The organism is Pseudarthrobacter siccitolerans, from assembly GCF_001046895.1.
Taxonomy (GTDB): Bacteria; Actinomycetota; Actinomycetes; order Actinomycetales; family Micrococcaceae; genus Arthrobacter; species Arthrobacter siccitolerans.
The window spans coordinates 286,640-306,438 of record NZ_CAQI01000059.1 but is presented as its reverse complement, the minus strand read 5'-3'; the positions used below and the strand labels follow the sequence as shown (position 1 = coordinate 306,438).

At 66.2% G+C, this 19,799-nt stretch carries 18 protein-coding genes; 9 read left to right on the top strand and 9 right to left on the bottom strand.

Features of this window, described 5'->3' with window-relative positions; translation table 11 throughout:
* Nucleotides 1-105 precede the first annotated feature (105 nt).
* Complete coding sequence (gene ptsP / locus ARTSIC4J27_RS21560; protein ID WP_050057240.1) at nt 106-1,791, top strand: phosphoenolpyruvate--protein phosphotransferase; 1,686 nt, start codon at nt 106-108, stop codon at nt 1,789-1,791.
* A gap of 16 nt (nt 1,792-1,807) precedes the next feature.
* Here ptsP and ARTSIC4J27_RS21555 read toward each other — a convergent pair whose 3' ends face one another.
* The gene (locus ARTSIC4J27_RS21555) at nt 1,808-2,602 is read right to left on the bottom strand and encodes an alpha/beta fold hydrolase (protein WP_050057239.1); all 795 of its coding nucleotides are present in this window, start codon (nt 2,600-2,602) and stop codon (nt 1,808-1,810) included.
* Nucleotides 2,603-2,678: 76 nt separating this feature from the next.
* Here ARTSIC4J27_RS21555 and ARTSIC4J27_RS21550 point away from each other — a divergent pair, with 76 nt between their 5' ends.
* A complete protein-coding gene (locus ARTSIC4J27_RS21550) occupies nt 2,679-3,080 on the top strand; it encodes a helix-turn-helix domain-containing protein (protein ID WP_050057293.1) in 402 nt (133 codons plus the stop codon).
* Here ARTSIC4J27_RS21550 and ARTSIC4J27_RS21545 read toward each other — a convergent pair.
* Nucleotides 3,043-4,263: a PucR family transcriptional regulator gene (locus tag ARTSIC4J27_RS21545; protein WP_050057238.1), complete on the bottom strand. Its 1,221-nt coding sequence runs from the start codon at nt 4,261-4,263 to the stop codon at nt 3,043-3,045. The two genes, ARTSIC4J27_RS21550 and ARTSIC4J27_RS21545, sit on opposite strands and share 38 nt — an antisense overlap.
* 232 nt (nt 4,264-4,495) lie before the next feature.
* Between ARTSIC4J27_RS21545 and ald the strand changes: the two genes are divergently transcribed.
* Nucleotides 4,496-5,614 carry an alanine dehydrogenase gene (gene ald / locus ARTSIC4J27_RS21540; protein WP_050057237.1) on the top strand — a complete coding sequence of 373 codons (1,119 nt, stop codon included), beginning with the start codon at nt 4,496-4,498 and terminating at the stop codon, nt 5,612-5,614.
* Here the strand turns inward: ald and ARTSIC4J27_RS21535 are convergent.
* The 6 genes from ARTSIC4J27_RS21535 to ARTSIC4J27_RS21510 form a co-directional block, all read right to left on the bottom strand.
* Nucleotides 5,611-6,669: a Gfo/Idh/MocA family protein gene (locus tag ARTSIC4J27_RS21535; protein ID WP_050057236.1), complete on the bottom strand. Its 1,059-nt coding sequence runs from the start codon at nt 6,667-6,669 to the stop codon at nt 5,611-5,613. The two genes, ald and ARTSIC4J27_RS21535, sit on opposite strands and share 4 nt — an antisense overlap.
* A 196-nt stretch (nt 6,670-6,865) precedes the next feature.
* Nucleotides 6,866-8,581 carry an ABC transporter family substrate-binding protein gene (locus tag ARTSIC4J27_RS21530; protein WP_050057292.1) on the bottom strand — a complete coding sequence of 572 codons (1,716 nt, stop codon included), beginning with the start codon at nt 8,579-8,581 and terminating at the stop codon, nt 6,866-6,868.
* 61 nt (nt 8,582-8,642) lie between these two features.
* Entirely contained in the window at nt 8,643-10,880 is a 2,238-nt protein-coding gene (locus tag ARTSIC4J27_RS21525; protein WP_050057235.1) for an ABC transporter ATP-binding protein, read from the bottom strand.
* Nucleotides 10,877-11,863, bottom strand: a complete 987-nt coding sequence (locus ARTSIC4J27_RS21520; protein WP_050057234.1) for an ABC transporter permease — start codon at nt 11,861-11,863, stop codon at nt 10,877-10,879. The genes ARTSIC4J27_RS21525 and ARTSIC4J27_RS21520 overlap by 4 nt, the downstream gene beginning before the upstream one ends.
* A gap of 2 nt (nt 11,864-11,865) precedes the next feature.
* Entirely contained in the window at nt 11,866-12,849 is a 984-nt protein-coding gene (locus ARTSIC4J27_RS21515; protein WP_050057233.1) for an ABC transporter permease, read from the bottom strand.
* Nucleotides 12,850-13,201: 352 nt separating this feature from the next.
* Nucleotides 13,202-13,810 carry a TetR/AcrR family transcriptional regulator gene (locus ARTSIC4J27_RS21510; protein ID WP_407681146.1) on the bottom strand — a complete coding sequence of 203 codons (609 nt, stop codon included), beginning with the start codon at nt 13,808-13,810 and terminating at the stop codon, nt 13,202-13,204.
* A gap of 128 nt (nt 13,811-13,938) precedes the next feature.
* On the opposite strand from ARTSIC4J27_RS21510, the gene ARTSIC4J27_RS21505 reads away from it, so the two are divergent.
* The 6 genes from ARTSIC4J27_RS21505 (at nt 13,939) to ARTSIC4J27_RS21480 (ending at nt 19,149) form a co-directional block, all read left to right on the top strand.
* Nucleotides 13,939-14,496 carry an NAD(P)H-dependent oxidoreductase gene (locus tag ARTSIC4J27_RS21505; protein WP_050057232.1) on the top strand — a complete coding sequence of 186 codons (558 nt, stop codon included), beginning with the start codon at nt 13,939-13,941 and terminating at the stop codon, nt 14,494-14,496.
* A 108-nt stretch (nt 14,497-14,604) separates the two neighbouring features.
* A complete protein-coding gene (gene ligD / locus ARTSIC4J27_RS21500; RefSeq protein WP_050057231.1) occupies nt 14,605-15,849 on the top strand; it encodes a non-homologous end-joining DNA ligase in 1,245 nt (414 codons plus the stop codon).
* Between the two features lie 124 nt (nt 15,850-15,973).
* Nucleotides 15,974-16,783, top strand: a complete 810-nt coding sequence (locus ARTSIC4J27_RS23345; RefSeq protein WP_235436817.1) for a hypothetical protein — start codon at nt 15,974-15,976, stop codon at nt 16,781-16,783.
* 104 nt (nt 16,784-16,887) lie between these two features.
* On the top strand, nt 16,888-18,180 hold the full coding sequence (locus ARTSIC4J27_RS21490) for an aminotransferase-like domain-containing protein (RefSeq protein ID WP_050057289.1): 1,293 nt from the start codon (nt 16,888-16,890) through the stop codon (nt 18,178-18,180).
* A 47-nt stretch (nt 18,181-18,227) separates the two neighbouring features.
* Complete coding sequence (locus tag ARTSIC4J27_RS21485) at nt 18,228-18,656, top strand: universal stress protein (protein WP_050057230.1); 429 nt, start codon at nt 18,228-18,230, stop codon at nt 18,654-18,656.
* A 157-nt stretch (nt 18,657-18,813) separates the two neighbouring features.
* Complete coding sequence (locus tag ARTSIC4J27_RS21480; protein ID WP_050057229.1) at nt 18,814-19,149, top strand: hypothetical protein; 336 nt, start codon at nt 18,814-18,816, stop codon at nt 19,147-19,149.
* 27 nt (nt 19,150-19,176) lie between these two features.
* Here ARTSIC4J27_RS21480 and ARTSIC4J27_RS21475 read toward each other — a convergent pair whose 3' ends face one another.
* Nucleotides 19,177-19,794: a phosphatase PAP2 family protein gene (locus ARTSIC4J27_RS21475; RefSeq protein ID WP_083435591.1), complete on the bottom strand. Its 618-nt coding sequence runs from the start codon at nt 19,792-19,794 to the stop codon at nt 19,177-19,179.
* Nucleotides 19,795-19,799: the final 5 nt, after the last annotated feature.

Genomic DNA, 19,799 nt, shown 5'->3' with positions numbered 1-19,799 from the left:
TTCAGGCACGTTTCACGCCTGGCGGACGTAGCAGTGCGCCGGCGGACCGGCATGGCGCCGGACATACCGGCGGGCCTGGCAACCGGCAGAGAATGAGGACCTTCAGTGCAGAACTTCCCAGGAGTAGGCGTCAGTCCAGGCCGCGTTATCGGCACCGTCCGGCAGATGCCCAAACCCATCAGTGAGCCTCCGGCCGGCCAGCAGCTGGCACCGGACACCACCGCAGAGGAAGCCACCACAGCCCTGAAGGCAGCCGCCCAGGCCGTGCACGACGAACTTAAGGCGCGTGCAGCCCATGCCACCGGCGACGGCAAGGCAGTCCTCGAGGCTACGGCACTGATGGCCAAGGACACCATGCTGATCAAGGGCGCTTCCAAGCTCATTGCCCGCGGCACCTCCGGCGAGCGCGCCATCTGGGAGTCCGGTTCCTCCGTCTCGGAAATGCTCCACAACCTGGGCGGCTACATGGCCGAACGCGCTACCGACGTCCTGGACGTGCGCGCCCGGATCGTCGCCGAGCTGCGCGGCGTGCCCGCGCCGGGTATCCCCGCCTCGAGTACGCCCTTCATCCTGGTGGCCGACGACCTCGCCCCGGCCGACACCGCCACCCTGGATCCCAACCAAGTCCTGGCACTTGTGACCGCGGGCGGCGGCCCCCAGTCCCACACCGCCATCATCGCCCGCTCGCTGGGCCTTCCCGCCGTCGTCGCCGCCGTGGGCGTGGACGAAGTTCCGGACGGCACCGAAGTTTTTGTGGACGGCGCAGCCGGTACCGTCACGGCCGAGCCGGACGAAGCCCTGCGGACCGCCGCTGAGGCCTGGGCAGCCACAGCTTCGCTGCTGTCCGAGTTCACCGGCACAGGCACGACGGCGGACGGGCACCAGGTGCCGCTGCTCGCCAACGTGGGCGGCGGCAAGGATGCCGTGGCAGCCGCCAAGCTGGGCGCCCAGGGCGTGGGACTGTTCCGCACCGAATTCTGCTTCCTGGAACGGGACACCGAGCCTTCTGTCGAAGAGCAGGCCGCGGCCTACAAGAGCGTTTTTGACGCCTTCCCCGGCAAGAAAGTTGTCCTGCGTACGCTGGACGCGGGCGCCGACAAGCCGCTGCCCTTCCTGACCGACTCCACCGAGCCCAACCCGGCCCTTGGCGTCCGTGGCTACCGCACCGACTTCACCACCCCCGGCGTCCTGGACCGCCAGCTGGAAGCCATCGCGCTGGCAGCGAACCAGTCCGAAGCGGAGGTGTGGGTCATGGCCCCCATGATCTCAACGGCGGAAGAGGCTGCCCGCTTTGCCTCCATGTGCGCGGACGCCGGGATCAATACCCCGGGCGTAATGGTGGAGGTTCCCTCCGCGGCCCTCACGGCCGAAGCAATCCTGCGCGAAGTAGGCTTTGCCAGCCTCGGCACCAACGACCTCACCCAGTACGCCATGGCCGCCGACCGGCAGCTCGGCCCGCTCGCCAACCTCAACACGCCCTGGCAGCCGGCCGTCCTGCGCCTGGTGGGCCTGACGGTGGAAGGCTCACGCGCGGAGGGCAACAACAAACCTGTTGGCGTCTGCGGCGAGGCGGCCGCGGACCCGGCCCTCGCCGTCGTACTGACCGGCCTGGGCGTGAGCACGCTGTCCATGACGGCACGTTCCCTGGCTGCCGTAGCAGCCGTGCTCAAGACAGTGACCCTGGAGGAGGCGCAGCAGCTGGCCAAGCTGGCGCTGTCCGCCCCCAGCGCCACCGAGGCGCGGGCTTGGGTGCGGGAGAAGCTGCCCGTGCTGGAGGAACTGGGCCTCTGACGCTGCGGCGCCGGGGTCAGGCCGTAACGCCGAATCCGTTCACGGCCCGGACCCAGCCGCGGATGGCTCCGGCGGCTATGGCCGGGGCCGTGTGCTGGAAGACGTGGCCCTGCCCCAGGACCTCGGCCATGGTGCCCTGCGGCGCTGCCGCCGCAAGCCTGGTGCACCAGGGGCGGCGGGCGATGGGATCCTTGGTTCCGCGGAGCACCAGCACCGGCTGGTTAACGCCGGCCAGCCGCTCCTCCAGCGGGTAGCGCATCATCACGGGCAGCTCGGTCATGTACCAGCGCGGGCCTGCGCGGAAGTAGTCGCTGAACACAATCGCGTTCGAGGTCAGGGACTCGCTGAGCAGGGCGTCCCTGGTGAGCGCGAGGGCCTGCCGCGCCACGGATTTCCGGTTGGTATCGACTACCGGACCCATCAGCACCGCCCCCGCCACCCGCCCGGGGTCCTGCAGGGCCAGTTCCACGGCAAACTGTGATCCCATCGAATGGCCCACGGGCACGTAGCTGGAAACACCGGCGCCAGCCAGGACATCGCTGGCAAAAGCCGCAAAGTCTTCCACCTGCAGCTGGCGTCCGGGCCGCGACGACTTACCAAAGCCGGGGAGGTCGAAGGAGTAGACATCCGCCGTCTTGGCCAGTTCGCGGTGCAGCCGCGCAAGGTAGCGGTGGGAAACGCCGATGCCGTGCAGCAGAACGTAGGTGGGGCGGGCTGCGGGATCCGTACCGGCTGGCTGCGGCTGGACGGATGCGTAAAGTTTTCCCTGCAGTCCACCGGATTCAACGTCCCTGCCGCCACTTAATGCCATCAGCCGAGCATACCGCCGGGGCAATATATGCGGCTGGAGCTCTCCGGCATGGCGGCGTGCCCGATAGGCTGTGGCCATGGCACTGATTGCTCCCAGGATGGCCGCCGCGCTCCCGCCCGAGGAGGCCCAAAAGCTGGAACGGGCCCTCGCCGGCAGCGACGACATTACTGTTTTTGTGGACGGCACGGTCCACCGGCTCCCGCCCTTGGCGAGGGACGCCGTCGTCGACCTCCTGCGGCGGTTCAGCCGCGGTGAGGCCGTGACGGTCAGCAGCGTCGAGGACATGCTGACCACCTCCAAGGCAGCGGAGCTGGCCGGGATCTCGCACACCTACCTGCGCAACATGACCGACCGCGGCGAGATCCCCGTGGAGTACCGCGGCAGCCACCGGCGTTTTCCGCGCACGGCCATTATGGCCTGGCTGGAGGAGCAAAAGAAGGTCAAATCCGGGGACGGGCCGCCCAGCGCCGCATCTTGAGTGCGGCGTGGAGTTCAAGCCGTGGCATCCCCTTCAGCGGGTCCACTCCGAGCAGCTGGCGGATACGGCCCAGCCGGTTGTAGATGCTGCTCCTGTGCAGATGGAGTTTCGCGGCCACGTCCTGGACAGAGCCGTCATTGTCGTACAGGAGTTCCAGGACCGGGATGAGTTCGCTGTTGCGGTCGTGGTCCTCGAGCCTGCGGAAGTACACGGATCCCGGGTCAACCCAGGCGCCTGCCCCTCCCCCGGCGGAAGCCAGGAGCTGGTAGACACCCGTGGACCGGCAGTCCACGAGTTCCCCGAGCTGCGGATCCACCGCGGCGGCCTGGGCCGCCAGCTTGGACTCCCGGTACGCCTCGGCCAGTTCCCGCGGCCTGGTGAACCCCTCGCTGATCCCCAGGATGATCCGGTGCACCGCGCGGCCCGAGCGTTTGGCCAGCTCCAGCTGGTAGTGGACCAGGACCTGCGCGTGGTTTGCCCTGCCCGATGATTCGCGGAAGAGCACCACGGAGTGTGTTTCCGCCCCGGCGCTGAAGAGGGCAGCATCCACGCCTACCGTGGCCTGGAGCGCCGCGGAGCGGTGGATCAGGGTTGCGGCGATGGGATCCGGGCCTCCGGCCCAGCCGTCGGCGTCCAGCACCGTCACCATCTGCCACGGCCCGCGGCCCTGGATTTCCTTCCAGCCGGCCACTGCCGCCACTGCGTTGGTTTCCCCCGCGCAGGCAGCGAGGAATTCCCGTTCGCGCCCGCGCCGGAATTCCGATTCGGCGGTGTTGGAATCCAACAGCAGCGCGGAGAGCATCTCGAGCTCGCTGGTGACGGCCGGGAGCTGGGTGAGGATCGCCGTCGGATTTTCCTCCACCGAGTCCTGCTGCACCCACAGATACCCCACACGGAAGCCGCGGACCATGAGCGGGACGCAGACCCGGCCCAGCATCCCCAGTTGCGGGTTGGCCGGAACCACCACCGGGCGGACGGCTGTGGCGATGCCATGCGACAACTGCCACGCACTCACATCCGCGGGCACTTTCTTGCTGAGCAGGAAGTTCACCCGGACCCGGTCGGCGTGGGACTGGTTGGAACTGTAGGCGAGCAGCACCCCGTCCAGATCCTCCAGCGAAAGGCCGCGGCCCAGCTTCTGCGCCACATCCTCGACCAGTTGCTCCACGCCCTGCTGCTGCATGGGCCAAGACTACTGCTTCCGGAGCGGGCCGAACGAACGGACAGGAGGCGACACTTGACGCTTACAGGCTGAACAAATGTCGATGCGGTGACGTCAAATTCCTTGGATTCGCAGGGTTTGACTCAAGCCCCGGTGGATGCCGGATGTCAGCTGGCTCACAACGGGATTTATCGTGGAAACACGCAATCCTTCCGCACTTTCCGGCTTACCAGCCGAGAATCTGGAGCCCACGATGATCATCGGTGTCCCCAAAGAAATCAAGAACAACGAGTTCCGCGTAGCCATCACGGCCGCGGGCGTTAACGAGTTCCGCACCCACGGCCACACCGTGCTGGTGGAACGCGGCGCAGGCCTCGGCTCCGGCATCACCGACGAGGAATACGCCATCGCCGGCGCTGAAATCATCAACGAGGCCGACGACGTCTGGGCCCGTGCGGACATGGTCATGAAGGTCAAGGAACCCATCAAGGCCGAGTACCACCGGTTCCGCAAAGGCCTGATCCTCTTCACCTACCTCCACCTCGCCGCAGAGCCCGAACTTACCCGCGAGCTCATCAACTCCGGCGTCACCGCTATCGCCTACGAAACCGTGCAGGAAGGCCGAACCCTGCCGCTGCTGGCCCCGATGTCCGAGGTTGCCGGCCGGCTCTCCGTCCAGGTGGGTGCCTCGTCCCTGATGGCCCCGGCCGGCGGCAAGGGTGTCCTGTTGGGCGGCGTACCCGGCGTCCGGCCGGCCAAGGTGGTTGTCCTGGGTGCTGGCGTGGCTGGCACCAACGCTGCAGCCATGGCCCTGGGCCTCGGCGCCGACGTGACCATCCTGGACATCAACATCAACCGCCTGCGCGAACTGGATGCCCAGTACCAGGGACGGCTGAAGACCGTGGCCTCGAACAAGTACGAGATCGAAAAATCCGTGGTGGACGCAGACCTGGTGATCGGCTCTGTCCTGATCCCCGGCGCCAAGGCCCCCAAGCTGGTCACCAACGAGCTCGTGGCCCGGATGAAGCCCGGCTCAGTGCTGGTGGACATCGCCGTGGACCAGGGCGGCTGCTTCGAAGACACCCACCCCACCACGCACCAGGAACCCACCTACAAGGTCCACAACACCATCTTCTACTGCGTGGCCAACATGCCCGGGGCCGTCCCCAACACCTCCACGTACGCACTGACGAACGTCACCCTGCGCTACGCCGTGTCCCTGGCCAACCTCGGCGTCAAGGCCGCCTTCGACCGCGACCCCGCCCTCGCCGCCGGCCTCAACATCGCCGCCGGCCACGTAGCGCACCACTCCGTTTCCGAGGCGCACAACCTGCCCCTCGTGGCGGACTGGCACGAACTGGTCTCGGCCTAGGCCACTTCCCGGGCCTGCTCGATCAGTTTGAGGACCTCGACGGCGTCTTCCGGGTTGACCGGGAGGGGCAGGGCTGACCTTGCCCCGCCGTCGAGGATCTTGTCCGCCAGGATCCGGTAGAACTCCGGGTAGGCGCCGCGTTCGGTGGGCAGCGCGTCCAGGTGGCCGTCCCGGCCCAGGAGCCCTGCCCACTCGGGCGCCTCCTCGCCGTAGTCCGCGTCGAGGGGACTGCCGCCGGCCACGATGTACGGCTCCTGCGGATCAACGCCGTTCTTGGTAAAGGCCCCCACGGAACCCAAAACGCGGAACCGTGCCCCCTGCTGCGCGCACAGCATGTTCATGGTGAGGTGGCTCAGCACCCCTGACTCGTGGCGCAGCACCAGGAACACGTCGTCGTCCGCACGCTCATCCGCCCGCCTGGCCTTCAGTTCGGCGTGGACCACGGCCGCCGGGCCAAACAGCAGGAGGGCCTGGTCGATCAGGTGGCTGCCGAGGTCAAACAGGGCCCCGCCGCCGTCCGCCGCGGTGGCACGTGCCTTCCAGGCCTTGGCGATAGTGGGCGACCACCGCTCGAACCGCGATTCGAACCGTGCCACCTTCCCCACGGCCTCGGCCGCCAAAAGCTTCCGGAGGGTCAGGAAGTCGCCGTCCCACCGCCTGTTCTGGAAGACGGTCAGCACCCGGCCCAGCTCTTGGGCCAGGGCGGTCAGCTCCTGCCCTTCATTGCTGCTCACCGCGAATGGCTTGTCCACCACCACGTCCAGCCCGGCTTCCAGGGCCGCCTTGGCGAGCGGATAGTGCGTGGCGGGCGGAGTTCCCAGCACCACAAGGTCAAGGTCCGCGGCGTGCGTGAGGACCTCATCGCCGTCGTGCACGGTCCTCACCCCGGGGTAGCGGGCGGTGGCCGCCTTTTGCCGCTCCGCATTCGAGGTGGCGATTACGTCCAGCGAGTAGTGCGCATCGGCCCCGATCAACGGGGCGTGGAAGACGCTGCCCGAAAGGCCATAGCCGACGACGGCCGTGCGGATGGTGCGTTCAGCAACAGTTCCGGTCATGGGACTACGCTACTCCCGCACGCTCTCTCACTTAATGGCCCTTAACCGTCAACGCTCTCTCACTTAATGGCCCTTAACCGTCAACGCTCTCTCACTTAATGGCCCTTAACCGTCAACGCTCTCTCACTTCCTTCAAGAAAGTGAGAGAGCGTTGCGGGAAAACCCACGTTAAGTGAGAGAGCGTCCCGGGGGCGGGTTACTTCTTTTCCCAGCCGAGGGTGGTCCAGTCCGGAACCTGGGACAGGCTCTGGAACAGGGACGGACCGTAGTTGGCCAGGCCGGTGCGGACGAAGGAGATCTGCGGGCCGTTCATAACCACGCCCATGGAGAAGTACTTCGCCATGTGTTCCTTCTCCACTTCCATGGCTGCCTTGTTGCGCTCGGCGTTGTCCTCGATGGAGACCAGGTCTGCGATCCTCTTGTCCAGCTCGGCGTCACCCAGGCCGTTTTCGTTGGTCTTGGAGTCGTAGTACTGCTTGACGGCGGACGTCGCGTCGGCGCCAACGGTGTAGCCGGAGACGCTCATGTCGAAGTCGCGGCCGCCGATGACCTTCCCGAAGTCGGCGGAGGCACGCTGGTCGATGCCAACATCCATGCCGCCGGCCTGCAGCTGCTTCTGCAGGGTCTGGGTGAACGCCAGGGTGGTGGGATCATCTCCGAAGTTGCTGATCTTGAAGGCGGCGGGCTTGCCGTCCTTTTCCATAATGCCGTTCGCGTTCGCGGTGTATCCGGCGTCGGTGAGGACCTTCTTGGCGGCGTCGGGGCCGGTTTCCTTGACCGGGTAGTTGTCCTGGTAGTACTCGGAGAACGGCAGGAGCATCATGGAGCCGGAGCTGGGCTCCTCCCAGTTCAGCCCGTTGAAGCGGACCTTGCGGAGGGCTTCGCGGTCCACGGCCGCGAAGATGGCCTTGCGGACTGCCACGTCGGTGATCTTCTGGGCGTTGATGTTCATGCCGCCGGCGAAGAGCCGCTGGCCGCGGCGGACCTCGGAGTCCTTGGTGCCCTCGAGCTGCTTGTAGAGGGCGATGGTGTTGGCGGACATTGCATCGATTTCGCCGTTCTTGAACGCGGCGATCTGGGCGCTGGTTTCGAGCTGGCGGAACACCACGTTCGCCAGGACCGGCTTGGTGCCCCACCACTTCTCGTTCGGCACCATGCTCACGGTCTTGCCGGCCGCGTCATACTGGTCCACCTTGAACGGTCCCGCCATCCATTCGGGATGCATTTCGCCAACGAATCCCTCGTTGAAGATTTCCGGGGTGTTGACGGCGGGGTGGATGAGGCCGAAGTAGAGGTCTTCCAGCGGGTACGTGGGCTGGCTCAGCGTGGTGATGACTTCCTTGTCGCTGCTGCCTGCCTCCACCGACTCTACGAAGGCGTAGGAGCCCGAGGTGACGATGTCGTAGCCGGCATCCGGGCTCTTCAGGATGTTCCAGGTGTTCTGGAACGCCTTGATGTCGATGGGAGTGCCGTCGTTGTAGGTGGCTTTGTCATTGACCTTGATGGTGACGATCTGTTTGCCGTCCTTCACCTCGCTCTCCACGGATTCGCAGAAATCCTTGTTGGGTGTGGCCTTGCCCTCGAAGTCCACCTTCCAGCAGCCGCCGATTCCGCCACCGCTGACCGCTACCGGGTTGATCGGGGCCATGAGCGCGGAGTTGTCAGAGCTGTTGCCGTTGTTGGAGAAACCGTTGAAATCCGGGCCGATGCTGCCCAGCGGAAGAGTGACCTTCCCGCCCTGTTCAAGATCGGCTGCCGGCTTCTCGTTGATGCTGATGAGCTTGGACAGGTCGCTTCCTGCCTCCTGGCCTTTGGCCGTTTCCGGCCCGGTGGCGCCGCCACCGCCGCAGGCAGTCAGGGTCAGAGCCGCAGCAATAGCCGCCGCTCCGCCGATCCTGGTCAGATTCCTCATGGTGTTCCCTTCGTTGTTGCAGGTGGTGATGCTGGTGACGATGGTGATGGATGGAACAAATCTACGGTGCATGATGGCCTGCAGGGTCGTGGACCACCAGCATGTCCTCGTCCAGTTCCCCGTCCGGGAAGAAGCAGGCGAAGCGCTGATCCGGGACGGGCAGCTGACCGGCCGCGAGGACCTGGGCCGCCGCGGACGGCGCCACTGGTTCCAGCGGAGGTTCCAGGGTGAGGCACTTTTCCCTCTTTGCCGCCGGAAGGGCTGCGAAGACCGGGCAGCGGGTGGCAAAGTTGCAGCCCTTGGGGGCATCCAGCGGGGAGGGCAGGTCGCCCTGGAGGATGATCCGCTCCCTGGTCCGCTCCACGCGCGGGTCCGGGACCGGGATGGCCGACAGCAGGGCCCGGGTATAGGGGTGGCGGGGGTTGTCGAACACCCGGTCCACTTCGCCGATCTCCACGATTTTGCCCAGGTACATCACGGCAACGCGGTTGGAGATGTGCCGGACCACTGAAAGGTCATGCGCCACCAGGAGGTAGCTGAGCCCAAGTTCGGCGCGCAGCTTGTCCAGGAGGTTGATCACCCCGGCCTGGACCGAGACGTCCAGGGCGGACACCGGCTCATCGAGGACCACCAGTTTGGGGTTCACGGCCAGGGCCCGGGCTATGCCAATGCGCTGGCGCTGTCCGCCGGAGAACTGGTTGGGAAAGCGGTTGACGTGGTCCGGCTGGAGGCCCACCAGCTTCATCAGTTCCATGATGCGTTTTTTGATGGCCTGCCGGTCCATGCCGGCGTTCTGGAGCGGTTCGGCGAGGACTTCGTAGACGGTGAACCGCGGGTCCAGGGCGCCGGTGGGATCCTGGAACACCATCTGGAGTTCCCGCCGCATGGCACTCTTGGTCCGGGCATCGGCAGCCTTTTTGTTGCTGAGTCCGCCGATCACCACCTCGCCGTCCTGGTCTTTGTGGAACTCCATGATTTCCAGCAGCGTGGTGGTTTTGCCCGAGCCCGACTCACCCACGATAGAGAAGCATTCCCCTTCGCGGATGTCGAAGCTGAGCCCGTCCACGGCTTTGACCGTGCCGATCCTGCGCTTGAGCAGGGCGCCCCTGGTCAGCGGGAAGTGCTTCCGCACGTCCCTCAGCTGCAGGACCGTGGTGCGCTCCCCGCGGGGGATGGAGTCGAATTTGGACACGGGGACCGGCGGGGCCGAAAAGACATCATGGACATCAACATCGCCGCCGAGTGAGCCGGACTTGATGCAGGCCGCACGGTGCATGCTGCTGCCGTCCACCGGCGCCAGCGCGGGCTCGCCGTCCAGGCAGGCTTCGGAGGCAAGCGGGCAGCGGGGGGCGAATGAGCAGCCGGTGGGTTTGTGGATCAGGTTGGGCGGCATGCCTTCGATGGGGACCAGCGAGGCCTTTTCTGCCACATCCACCCGCGGCACGGCGCCGAGCAGGCCCATGGTGTAGGGCATCCGGGGGTTGTAGTAGATATCCTCCACCGCCCCGGTTTCCACCGGCTTGCCGGCGTACATCACCATGATGTCGTCGGCCATGCCTGCCACCACGCCGAGATCGTGCGTGATCATCACAACGGCGGCGCCTGTCTCCTCCTGGGCGGTATGCAGCACCTCCAGGACCTGGGCCTGGATGGTGACGTCCAGGGCCGTCGTCGGCTCATCCGCGATCAGGACCCGGGGATTGTTCGCGATGGCGATGGCGATCATGACGCGCTGGCGCATGCCGCCGGAGAACTCGTGGGGGAAGGCTCTCAGCCTGTCCTTGGGGCTGGGGATGCCCACCATGGCCAAAAGTTCGACGGCGCGGGCTTCCTTGGCCTGCTTGCTCATGCCGGGATGGTGGATGGTGAGCGCTTCGATGATCTGGGTGCCCACGGTGTACACCGGCGTCAAGGAGGACAGCGGGTCCTGGAACACCATGGAAAGTTCGTTGCCGCGGTAGGCACACATCGCCTTGTCGCTCAGTCCCAGCAGCTCCTTGCCATGGAGCCGGACTGAGCCGGTGACCTCGGCCGTGGTGGGCAACAGTCCCATGACCGCCAGCGAGGTGACGGATTTGCCGGAACCGGATTCCCCCACAATGCCGAGGGTTTTGCCGGGCAGGAGGTCGAAATCGACACCCCGGACGGCGTGCACCACGCCGTTTTCGGTGTTGAAGCTGACATTGAGGTCACGGACGGACAGGACGGCGTCGGTGGGACCGTGCAGCCCCGCAACGTGCAGCCGTTCCACCGTTGACTGGGGCTTTTCGGCGGGCCCGGCGGCGATTTCGCTGCTCATGAGGCGCTCCTCTTCACACGGGTTTGGGCCTTGCGCTTTTTGGCGCTGCCGCTGGAGCTGGAGCTGGGATCAAAGGCGTCGCGGAGTCCGTCGTTCATCATGGCCAGTGAGCCGGTGAGCAGGAACATCACAGCGAGCGGAACCCAGAACATCCAGGGGAAAGTCTGCACCTGCGAGGTGGCCCCGCCGATGAGGACGCCGAGGCTTACATCCGGGACCTTGATGCCGATGCCGATGAAGGAGAAGGCCACCTCGGCCAGGATGGCGCCGGTGACCCCACGGGTGACGTCCAGGACCAGCAGCGAGCCGATGTTGGGGACCAGGTGGCGCCACACGATCCGGCGCGGCGGGACGCCCATGTACTGGGCGGCCTTGACGTAGTCCCGCTGCATCAGGGACATGGACAAGGACCGGATCAGGCGGGCCGTACCCATCCAGCTGAATACCAGCAGCACGATGATCAGCAGCAGCCAGGAGGGCAGGTCGCGCTTCAGTCCGGCGCCGCCGCCGCTGGTGGCTACTGCCACCACCAGCAGCGCCGGCATCATGATGAGCGCCTCCAGGATGAAGAGCATCACCTTGTCCACCTTGCCGCCGAAGTAAGCCATGGTGCACCCGTAGACAGCGGCGATCAGGACGGACACCAGTCCCACCACCAGGCCGATCAGGATGGAGATCCTGGTGCCTTCGACCGTCATCGCGTAGAGGTCGATGCCTGCCTGGGACGTGCCGAGGTAGTGCTCGGCAGACGGGGGCATGCCGATGTTGAAGGGGTCGATGGTTTCCTTGTCCCATTGGGTGAAGTACCCGCCGACGAAGGAAAAAATGGTCAGGGCAAGGAAGATGGCAAGGCCGGCCACGGCCGTCTTGTTGCGCAGGAAGCGGCGGAAGATGATGGTGTTCTTGCCGATAATGACGTCGGCATTTTCCAGGTGCGCGTCCTGGGCGACGGCAGCCGGGTCAACGGCGTTGAGGTTGGTCATGGCTACTGCACCCGCACTCTCGGGTCAACAAGGGTGGTGGCGAAGTCCGCCAGGATGGCGCCGAGGGCGAAGATGACGGAGCCGTAAGCGAGCGTGGCCGTGGCGGCGTTGACGTCCTGGAGCGAAATGGCGTCGATGCTCCAGGAGCCCACTCCGGGCCAGGCGAAGATTTTTTCCGCGAAGAACCCGCCGGCGAAGATTGCCGGGATGGTGAAGGCGATGCTCTGGGCCACGGGGATGAACGAAACCCGCAGTGCATGCCGGGAGATGGCCTGGTTGCGGGTGAGCCCCTTGGCCCGCGCCGTCCGGACAAAGTCTGCGTTCACGTTGTCCAGGAGGTACTGGCGCTGGGCTATCTGGTAGGAACCCCAGCCCACCAGGGTGATGGCTATGGTGGGGACGGCGTAGTGCGCCAGCATGTCCACGAACTGCGGCCACCCCGGCGCCGTTCCCGGCGTGGAGATACCGGTGACGAAGAAGATGCGCTCCCCCACGGTTTCATTGATGTTGATGGCACCCAGCTGCACCAGGAAGTAGGCAATGGGCGCGGGCACGATGTAGGCGAGGTAGCTGTAGGACGTGATGGCACGGTCCTGGAACTTGTACTGCCGCGCTGCCGAGTAGACCCCCAAAGCCACGCCGATCACGAGCGTGAGGATGATGGAGGCCAGGAAAAGCCGGGTGGAGATCCAGACACGGTCGCCAAACTCGGCGTTGATGTAGGCCCCGTTGGGGCTGCGGCCCCAGTCCCAGCGGGTGACGATGGCCGTCAGCCATTCCACGTATCGCTCCCACGGGTTGAGGTCCGGGTCCAGGCCTTTGAGGCGCATGGAGTTCGCGACCTGCTCTGGCGTGGGGCGGGGAATGCGTTCCTGTTCCAGCAAGGCAGGTTTCAGGGAACTGACCGCCAGGAAGTATCCCGCCGAGGTGGTCAGGAAGATCATAAAGACGTATGTGATGCCGCGCTTCGCGAGGTACCTGAGCATGGGACTAGTTCTGTTTCGCCGCCGCCAGCCGGACGTCGGGGCACCAGGGAGTCCGCAGGTGGATCACGGTATCGGGCAAATCAACAATCACGTGCTGGATCCTTCCGTTGTCCCCGTGTCGGCGGGGGTTGTGCCGCGACACAGGGTCCTTCGCCGGCGGGTAGCCGGCAACCCGCCGGCTGTACGCCAGTCCTGTGGACTATGTTGCGGGTCACATTCGAAGAGGAAACTATCACAACCGGCCCCGCAAAATACGGGCGGGTGCAGGCAAACATGCCTGCCCGTATCAGATTGTTATGAATAACTTTGTGAAGTTGATGTGACTGGACGAGTCGGTGCCCACGGGCGTAATCTACGCGCCGCTGACAACCCTTGTGACAAGATCCCGCCAGGATGCAGCCAGTCGCTCCTGGCTCACGCCCTGCACCTGGAGGAGGTTCAAGAGCCGGTCCGGGGCAAGGGTGGCGGCCAGCGATCGGGCCATCAGCCAAGGGTCCGCTTCGAAGCCCTCCTCGCGCAGCAACACTTCGAGGTGGCGGTGCCATAAGGCCGCGGCCGGGGGCTCCGAACGCCCGTGCCGGGTGTTCTCCGCTGCGAGCGCCAACTCCCCGAACTCGATGAGGTAGGCGATGCGTTCCTCGCCGAAAGCGATGAGGCGGTCCAGGCCTGGCGCACCAGGGCCCAGCGGCGGCGGCCCGAACATAAAGCGCTCCTGGAAGGCTGCTTCGGATTCGCTCAGCAGCGTCAGCATCAGGCCGGCGCGGCTGCCGAAGCGGCGGAAGACGGTCCCCTTGCCCACCCCGGCCTGCTCAGCGAGCCGGTCCATGGTCAGACCCTCGGCACCGCATTCGCCGATGAGTTCCCGGGCCGCCTGGAGCAGCCGTTCCCGGTTCCGGGCGGCATCGCTGCGTTCGGCGGCGTCCCTTGACGGCGACTGCGGCCGCATTGAGATGGAGCTCACACTTCACATTCTAGACCCGGGGAATATTAAACGGACCGCAGTCCGTTTAGATGGATGAAGGCACCAACAAGCCTCCGTGTTCCCCGGCCGGCGGCTCCCCTCCCGCCGCCCCTACCCCAGGAGTCCACATGACCAAGAGCACCGTACTGACCCTCGTCGGCAGCCTGCGCGCCGAGTCCACCAACCAGAAGCTGGCCGAAGCAATCCAGCTGAACGCTCCGGAACAGGTGGAAGTTGTTATCCACGAAAGCCTGGGCAACATCCCCTTCTACAACGAGGACATCGACGTTGAAGGCCAGGTTCCCGCGGCCGCTGCCGCCCTGCGCGCCGCGGCCAGCGAGGCTGACACTGTCCTGCTGGTGACCCCCGAGCACAACGGCACCGTTCCCGCAGCGCTGAAGAACGCCATCGACTGGCTGTCCCGCCCCTTCGGCGCCGGCGCCCTCGCGGGCAAGCCCACCGCCGTCGTCGGCACCGCTTTTGGCCAGTACGGCGGAGTGTGGGCCCAGGACGAGGCCCGCAAGGCAGCAGGCATCGCCGGCGCCCAGGTCCTGGAAAACGTCAAGCTCGCCGTCCCCGGTTCCATGGTGCGCTTCGCCGAGCTGCACCCGAAGGATGACGCAGAAGTGGTGGAGCAGATCAAGGGTGTGTTCGACGCCCTTGCCGCCGTCCAGCCTGCCGCGTAGGCAGCCTGCCCGAGTGCCCGGTGCGACTATTCGCGCCGGGCACTTTTGTGCTTAAACCGGCATGCCTGCCCTCTGGCTGCCGCACCGGATCGTTGCTACCGTGACGCCATGAGCCCCTCGAAGACCCCGGCCGAGATCCTGGACATCGCCGGTGCCGAGGTTCGCGTCTCGAGCCCCGACAAGGTGGTCTTCCCTGGGCCCGGGCTGACCAAGCTGGACCTGGTGAACTACTACCTGTCCGTGGCCGAAGGAGCCCTGCGCGGTGCCGGCGGCCGGCCCATGGTGCTCAAGCGGTTTCCCAAGGGCATCGACGCCGAGCCGTTCTTCCAAAAGCGCGTGCCGGAGAACCACCCGGACTTCATCGACACCGCAACGCTGCACTATGCATCGGGAACTTCGGCGGAAGAAGCAGTGATCCGCGATGCGGCAGGACTGGCGTGGGTGGTAAACCTCGGCTGCCTGGACCTCAACCCGCATCCCGTCCGCGCCGAGGACCTCGAGCACCCGGACGAACTGCGCGTGGACCTGGATCCCATGCCGGGGGTGGACTGGTCGCAGATCGTTGACGTCGCCTACGTGGCGCAGGACGTGCTCGACGACGTCGGGCTGGCAGGGTGGCCGAAGACCAGCGGATCCCGGGGACTGCACATCCTGGTGCGCATCGAGCCCCGGTGGTCCTACCGCGACGTGCGGCTCGCCGCCGAAACGCTGGCGCGCGAGGTGGAGAACCGCGCTCCCGGCCTCGCCACGGCGCGGTGGTGGAAGGAGGAGCGCGGCGAGAGCGTATTCGTTGACTTCAACCAAAACGCCAAGGACCGCACGGTGGCGTCCGCCTACTCAGTCCGCCCGCTGCCCGATGCCCGCGTCTCAACGCCGCTGGCGTGGGATGAAGTGCGCTCGGCCCGGCCGGAGCAGTTCACCGTGCGAACAGTGCCGGAGCGTTTCGCGGAAGTGGGCGACCCCCACGCCGGAATAAACGGCGCGGCAGGCTCACTGGACGGGCTCCTGGCCCTGGCGGCCGAACTCGGCCCGGCCGAAAAGGCACCCCGCAGCGGCGACGGCTCCGGACGCCGGCAGTCGGTGATGCCCCTGATCGAAGTTGCCCGCACCAAAACCAAGTCCGAAGCGCTGGCAGCGCTGGACGAGTGGAAGTCACGGCACGCGGACCTCGTCCCGGCCCTGCATCCGGCCGACGTACTGGTTGACGGAATGCGGGGCTCGAGCTCGCTGTGGTACCGGGTCCGGGTAAACCTGCAGCACATCCCCGAGGCGGAGCGGCCGCCGCAGGAGGAACTGATTGCCGACTACGATCCGTGGGCCGGCAAGGAGTGGCCGGGCCGCCCCGGAGCCTGACCTGGCACACTGCACTGCCGTGACCAACTCTTATCCCAACCGGTACCTTCCGGGCATTCTTTGGCCAATGCGCCGGCCGTAACGTTAATCCACGGTACGTGCCGGGACGGGATTGCGGTGCAGCATGGCAGACAGGCGCAGCGGCGGAAGGCAAACAGCGGTGGCGCGCGCCGCGCTGGCGGCTCTTGCCCTGGCACTTCCACTGTTCCTCAGCTCCTGCGTCAGCCCCTCCCCTTCGGCCCCTGCCTCCTCGTCCTCCGCGCCGCTGGTGGATGCCGGTACCGGCCCCGCCGGGGAAACAGCCCCGGCCAGCCCCGCCCCGCAGCCACAGGACGCGCCGCCGCTGGCAACGGCCAGCCCCGGCCCCCCGCAGCCGCAGCCGCAGGCCGAAGCTGCCCCTGCCACCTCCGCCGGAACCTCGACTGACGGAACCTCCCCGCCCGGTCCGGGCATCCTGGAAGGACCGGCGCTGCAAAGTCCTGCACCATCCGACGCGGCCCCCTTTGGCAAGGCCGCGCCTGTGCAGGCCGTGACGGCCTACTACGTGATGCTGGACGACGGCGGCAGCAACGGGGTGCGCTTCGGCTGCAATGACAGCCTGGTGGCGGTGGCCCGCCCCAGCGCGGACGCAGGGGAGCCGCTGCCTGCCGCAGTGGGCGCACTGCTGGAAGCATCAACCGAAGCAGGGCCGCCCAAGCCGGCAGCAGGCGTTTACAACGCGCTGTCCGCTTCCGACTTGAAATTTCTCTCAGGAAGCTTCGACGGCACCACGGTGACCGTGTACCTGGCGGGAACACTGCGACTTGGAGGGGTGTGCGACGCACCGCGGGTGGAAGCGCAGCTGACCCAGACGGCGGTGGCGGCCGTGGGAGCGATCCGCGCGGAGATCTATATCAACGGCATGGGCCTCGCGGAGGCCCTGCGGCTGGACTGACCGTCCCGGGCATAGCATCTCCGGACCGCAACTTTCAGCGCGCGGTTCAAACTTTACTAAACGGATGTTGCCTAATCAGCAACTCCCGGCTGTATCCTGTGGATGTGAGCCACGAAACACTCGACGCCGCAGCAGGGACGCTGCCCGCTGAAGCCATTGACGCCATCGAACGGGCGGCCACGTCCGCCCACCGCCATGAGGAACTGTTCTCAGAGCGCGCTGCCAACATACGCCAATCCGCCGTCCGCGATGTCTTTGATATTTCCCTACGCCCCGGACTCGTTTCGCTTGCCGGCGGAAGCCCCTACCTGCAGTCCCTCCCCATGGACCGGCTAGCGGAGACCGCTGCTGCCATCATCGCCCAGGACGGCCTGACTGCCCTGCAGTACGGCAGCGGGCAGGGAACTCCGGAGCTCCGCGCCCAGATCTGCGAGGTGATGGCGGCCGAAGGCATCCTCGATGCCCGGCCGGAAAATGTGGTGATCACCGCGGGATCGCAGTCCGCCCAGGACGTGGCCACCAAGGTCTTCTGCAACCCCGGGGATGTGGTGCTGGTGGAAGACCCAACCTATGTGGGCGCCCTGAATACCTTCGAGGCGTACCAGGTCCAGGTGGAAACCGTGGAGATGGACCAGGACGGCCTGGTCCCGGACCTGCTGGAGGCCAAAATCGCCGCCCTGCAGCTGGCCGGCAAAAACATCAAATTCCTGTACACCATCCCCAACTTCAACAACCCCTCCGGCATCACCCTGGCCCGGGAACGGCGGCAACGGATCGTCAACATATGCAGCAGGGCGAATATTTTGGTCCTGGAGGACAACCCGTACGGGCTGCTCCGCTTTGAAGGCGAGCTGCTTCCACCGCTCCGCGCCGACAACCCGGGAGATGTCATCTACCTGGGTTCCTTCTCCAAGATCTTCGCGCCGGGCCTGCGGATCGGCTGGGCCCTGGTTCCGGAGCATCTTCAGCGGCGGTACTACCTCGCGGCAGAATCCGTCACTCTCTGCCCGCCCGCGCTTAATCAGATGATGGTCTCCGCGTACCTGCGGGACTACGACTGGAAGGGCCAGATCGAGACCTACCGCGGCCTGTATGCAGAGCGCTGCCGGGCCATGCTCGCCGCCCTTGAAGCCCATATGCCGGAGGGCACCAGCTGGACCGCCCCGGAGGGCGGCTTCTTTGTCTGGGTGACACTGCCGGAAGGAGTGGACACCTACCCGCTGTTGCTCAAGGCGATCGACGCCGGAGTGGTGTTCATCCCCGGTGCCGCCTTCACGCCGTCGGACGAGCCGTCCAACAAGCTGCGCCTCGCCTACAGCGCCGTACCCCCCGAGGCGATCACCGAGGGAGTGCGCCGGCTGGCTCCGGTACTGCGGGAAGCCATCGCCGGGCTGTAGCGTAGGGCTCACCGGACTTTAAGCCATACCAAGCAAAGGAGCAGTATATGAGCGGAATCATTGTTGTAGGGGTGGACGGCAGCGGTACGGCAAAGAAGGCTGCGGAATCGGCCCGCGACCTGGCTGCGGCGCTGGATGCCTCGCTTCACGTGGTCTCGGCCTTCGACAGCGACCGCACCGAAGTTTTCGGCAGCGGCAGCGACCAGTGGATCGTCTCCGACGCCGACGCCGCCGAGCACGTGGCCCGCACCGTTGCCGAGTCCCTGGGCCGGGACATCAAGGTGACCTATTCCGCAGCCCGCGGGCGCCCGGCGGATGCCCTCATCAAGGAGGCACTGCGGATGGAAGCGCGGATTATCGTGGTGGGCAACCGGCGGATGCAGGGTATTGGACGGGTGCTGGGCAGCGTGGCCAACAGCGTGGCCCACAACGCTCCCTGCGATGTTTACATCGCCAACACCTACGACGCCGACTGACAGTTACCCGGGACACCCGCCGGGGTGGTGGAAGTCGCCCCGGTGGGTGTCCGTTCTCACGCCCATACATGCCCTTTATGCTGTGAGCGCAACGATAAAATTGGATAAGCCCCCAACGGCGCGGACACCCACCTTCCACCTTTATCAAGGGGCCCCATTGCTCACTCTCCAGCGCCGCCAGCTCGTCGGCCATGACATCCTCCTGGCCCGGCACGGCAACCACATCTGCTCCATGCGGGTTGACCGCGGCGCCGGCACGGTGGTTGCACTCCTGGACGACGGAACCGTGGACAGCGCCCCGAACCTGATTGCTCCGGGCCTGGCCATGCCGGCCACCGTGGCCAGCGTTGTGCGCGAAGACTGGAAGCTACTGACCGCACTGGGCGGCGCGGGGGCAGTGCTCGGCGGCCTGATGATCGCGGCAGCCGTTTCCCTTGGGACCGTGGCCGATCCCTCAACCATCGAGATGCTGACCACGTACTCCACCTTCTGAGGGTTCTCCCTGGTCCGCTCCCCTGCGCTACGGCACCATCCAGCCCTGCAGGAGCCGCCAGATACCGGCCATCACCACGCCGCCGAAGAGCGCGCCGGCAACCACTTGAGCCCTGGTGTGCGCCCGCAGCACCACCCGGGACCAGGCCACGGCGGGGATGAGCAGGAGCAGCGGCAGCCATCCCGGGCCGAGCATCAGTACCGCAATCACAGCAGACGAGGAGATCGCCGCGGCATGCCCGCTGATCTTCCAGAACGGGCTGACGCCGGCCAGCACCACCACTCCGCCCACCACCGCCAGAACCATGGCTATAACGCTCTCCGGGGCTCCTACCGCCTCCAGTACCAGCAGCCCTGCCACGATCGATCCCAATGCCATCAGCAGCACAGGAGCACGCTGCTTCCGCTCGCTGACGTGGTGGTCCGTGACTTTTCCCAGCCGCACCAGGACCAGCAGCAGCATCAGCGGGACCACGCAGACGAACAACGCCGCCAGTGCCCCGTAGGCCATGGTGCCCGGAAAACCGGGCTGCGTGAGCGGGCTGGCCAGCAGCTGGACACTGACCACCACGGGAGGCTGGAACACCTCGGTGATCCATCTGGCAGCCCTGTTTTTGGTCCGGATGGCCCCGGCGTTGGTGACCACTGCTG

Excerpts from the sequence above, each read along its gene's own strand:
- ligD (WP_050057231.1), top strand. The coding sequence starts at position 14,605 with ATGAGCCCCTCGAAGACCCCGGCCGAGATCCTGGACATCGCCGGTGCC.
- ARTSIC4J27_RS21505 (WP_050057232.1), top strand. The coding sequence starts at position 13,939 with ATGACCAAGAGCACCGTACTGACCCTCGTCGGCAGCCTGCGCGCCGAG.
- ald (WP_050057237.1), top strand. The coding sequence starts at position 4,496 with ATGATCATCGGTGTCCCCAAAGAAATCAAGAACAACGAGTTCCGCGTA.
- ARTSIC4J27_RS21555 (WP_050057239.1), bottom strand. The coding sequence starts at position 2,602 with ATGGCATTAAGTGGCGGCAGGGACGTTGAATCCGGTGGACTGCAGGGA.
- ARTSIC4J27_RS21535 (WP_050057236.1), bottom strand. The coding sequence starts at position 6,669 with ATGACCGGAACTGTTGCTGAACGCACCATCCGCACGGCCGTCGTCGGC.
- ARTSIC4J27_RS21485 (WP_050057230.1), top strand. The coding sequence starts at position 18,228 with ATGAGCGGAATCATTGTTGTAGGGGTGGACGGCAGCGGTACGGCAAAG.
- ARTSIC4J27_RS21545 (WP_050057238.1), bottom strand. The coding sequence starts at position 4,263 with ATGCAGCAGCAGGGCGTGGAGCAACTGGTCGAGGATGTGGCGCAGAAG.
- ARTSIC4J27_RS23345 (WP_235436817.1), top strand. The coding sequence starts at position 15,974 with ATGGCAGACAGGCGCAGCGGCGGAAGGCAAACAGCGGTGGCGCGCGCC.
- ARTSIC4J27_RS21520 (WP_050057234.1), bottom strand. The coding sequence starts at position 11,863 with ATGACCAACCTCAACGCCGTTGACCCGGCTGCCGTCGCCCAGGACGCG.
- ARTSIC4J27_RS21525 (WP_050057235.1), bottom strand. The coding sequence starts at position 10,880 with ATGAGCAGCGAAATCGCCGCCGGGCCCGCCGAAAAGCCCCAGTCAACG.
- ARTSIC4J27_RS21530 (WP_050057292.1), bottom strand. The coding sequence starts at position 8,581 with ATGAGGAATCTGACCAGGATCGGCGGAGCGGCGGCTATTGCTGCGGCT.
- ARTSIC4J27_RS21515 (WP_050057233.1), bottom strand. The coding sequence starts at position 12,849 with ATGCTCAGGTACCTCGCGAAGCGCGGCATCACATACGTCTTTATGATC.
- ARTSIC4J27_RS21550 (WP_050057293.1), top strand. The coding sequence starts at position 2,679 with ATGGCACTGATTGCTCCCAGGATGGCCGCCGCGCTCCCGCCCGAGGAG.